Annotated in this window: 2 protein-coding genes; one reads left to right on the forward strand and one right to left on the reverse strand. The window is 71.6% G+C overall.

The features are described from left to right. Positions 1-126: 126 nt before the first annotated feature. Positions 127-1,875: a dolichyl-phosphate-mannose--protein mannosyltransferase gene (locus tag C1J00_RS41855; RefSeq protein WP_180989894.1), complete on the reverse strand. Its 1,749-nt coding sequence runs from the start codon at positions 1,873-1,875 to the stop codon at positions 127-129. Between the two features lie 111 nt (positions 1,876-1,986). Between C1J00_RS41855 and rsmI the strand changes: the two genes are divergently transcribed. Then, positions 1,987-2,624: 16S rRNA (cytidine(1402)-2'-O)-methyltransferase (rsmI, locus tag C1J00_RS41860; RefSeq protein ID WP_102914041.1), on the forward strand; the 638-nt coding region annotated here is incomplete at its 3' end.

Consider the following 2,624-nt stretch of genomic DNA (forward strand, 5'->3'; position numbering starts at 1 on the left):
GGCCGGCCCTCCCCGTTGAGCCCCACGCGCCCCTTTGAACGCGTTCAGAAAGCTCGATCCCGGGGGCACTCTATGCGTAACCGCTTACTGCCGGGACATGAGTTTCGATTTTTGACCGAACACAGATCAGACCCACGTATCCAGCCACATCCGCGCCCGCCAGTCGTCGATCGGGATGGCGGTGCCGGTGTACAGCGGCCAGAAGTAGATGAAGTTCCAGGTGATCAGGAGGACCAGGACGCCCGCGGCCGTGGCGCCCGCGACGCGGCGGGTGTCGCTGGAGCGGGGCGGGCCGATGATCGCGCCGAGGAGCATCGCCACCGCCAGGCACAGGAACGGCAGGAAGACGACGGCGTAGAAGAAGAAGATCGTGCGCTCCTGGTACATGAACCAGGGCAGGTAGCCGGCCGCGATGCCGCAGGCGATGGCACCCGCGCGCCAGTCACGGCGGAAGAACCAGCGCCACAGCACGTAGAGGACCGCGAAACAGGCGACCCACCACAGCAGCGGCGTGCCGAGGGCTAGCACCTCGCGGGCGCACTTCTCGCCGGCGTCGGCCGGGCAGCCGTCCTTGCCGGGCGCCGGGGACTCGTAGAAGTACGACACCGGGCGGCCGAGGACGAGCCAGCTCCACGGGTTGGACTGGTACGTGTGCGGTGAGGACAGGCCGACATGGAACTCGTACACCTGGTGTTCGTAGTGCCACAGGCTGCGCAGCCAGTCGGGCAGGAACGCCCAGCTGCCGCCCTTGCCGCCGGTCGCGGCCCAGTTGCGGTAGTAGCCGCCGGAGCCGTCGGTCGCGGAGAGGATCCAGCCGGTCCAGGACAGGACGTAGGTGACCAGGGCCACCGGGACCGTGGCGAGGAACGCCAGGCCCGTGTCGCGTTTGAGGACAGCCGTGTACGGGTGCCGGGCGCCGGCGACACGCCGCGAGCCGACGTCCCACAACACCGCCATCAGGCAGAACGCGGCCAGGATGTAGAGGCCGTTCCACTTCGTGCCGATGGCCAGGCCCAGCATCAGGCCCGCCGCCCAGCGCCAGGGGCGCCATCCCAGGCGGGCCGTCTCCGCCGTGTGCCGGTCGGGCCGGGCCCGGCCGTCCTCGTCCAGCGGCAGCGCGGCGGCGAGTCTCGCACGGGCCCTGTCGCGGTCGACCAGCAGACAGCCGAACGCGGCCAGCACGAAGAACATCAGCACGCCGTCCAGCAGCGCCGTGCGGCTCATCACGAAGTGCAGGCCGTCCACCGCCATCAGCGCGCCCGCCAGACACCCCAGGAACGTGGAGCGGAACAGGCGGCGGCCGATCCGGCACAGCAGCAGCACGGACAGCGTGCCGAGCACCGCCGTCATGAAACGCCAGCCGAAGGGGTCGAACCCGAACATCAACTCGCCGAGCCCGATGACGTACTTGCCGACCGGCGGGTGCACGACATACGCGGCGTCCGCGGGGAGCGTGACGTTCCCGCCCGACGACAGGACCAGGTCGTTGGCGTTCTTGTCCCAGTTGAGTTCGAACCCGCGGTGGACCAGCGCCCACGCGTCCTTGGCGTAGTACGTCTCGTCGAATATCACCGCCCTGGGGTTGCCCAGGTTCCAGAACCGCAGCACCCCCGCCAGCAGCGTGACGAGCAGCGGGCCGATCCAGCCCGACCAGCGCACCAGCCGGCCCGCGAGCGGGTGCGGGACGCCGAGCGCCGCCCACAGACGCGGGGAGGGCTCGGTGTACGGCGGCACCAGGCGGTCACGGACGTCGCGGGCGTCGCTTCTGGGCTGCCCCTGGTAGCCGAAGCGGCGCAGCCGCTGCTGCCAGGACGGCCGCTGGTCGAGCGGCGCCTGGCCCTGCCGGGTGTCCGTGGAGGACGCGGTACTGGTCACCGCGCCATCGTAGGGAACCGTTCTGTGTGAGTCCCGTGCATGGCCGGTATGCGTCCGCATGCTCCGCCCCTGGGAGGAGTCCGCGTCCGCCGCCCCTGGGAGGATGGGAGCGTGATCGGAACCCTCGTACTCGCAGGCACCCCCATCGGCGACACCGCGGACGCCCCGCCCCGGCTCGCCGAGGAACTGGCCGGAGCCGATGTGATCGCCGCCGAGGACACGCGGCGGCTGCGCCGGCTGACCCAGGCGCTCGGCGTCACGCCCAAGGGGCGGGTGGTGTCGTACTTCGAGGGCAACGAGTCCGCCCGGACGCCGGAGCTGGTCGAGGAACTGGTGGGCGGGTCGCGGGTGCTGCTGGTGACCGACGCGGGCATGCCGTCCGTGTCCGACCCGGGGTACCGGCTGGTCGCCGCCGCGGTCGAGCGGGACGTGCGGGTCACCGCCGTGCCCGGGCCGTCCGCGGTGCTCACCGCGCTCGCACTGTCCGGACTGCCGGTCGACCGGTTCTGCTTCGAGGGGTTCCTGCCGCGCAAGGCGGGAGAGCGCCTGGGCCGGCTGCGGGAGGTCGCCGGAGAGCGGCGGACGCTCGTCTACTTCGAGGCTCCCCACCGGCTCGACGACACGCTGTCGGCCATGGCCGAGGTGTTCGGGGCCGGGCGACGGGCCGCGGTGTGCCGGGAGCTGACCAAGACGTACGAGGAGGTGCGGCGGGGCGGACTGGGGGAGCTGGCCGCCTGGGCCGCGGAGGG

The sequence above is a fragment of the Streptomyces cahuitamycinicus genome (genome assembly GCF_002891435.1).
Taxonomy (GTDB): Bacteria; Actinomycetota; Actinomycetes; order Streptomycetales; family Streptomycetaceae; genus Streptomyces; species Streptomyces cahuitamycinicus.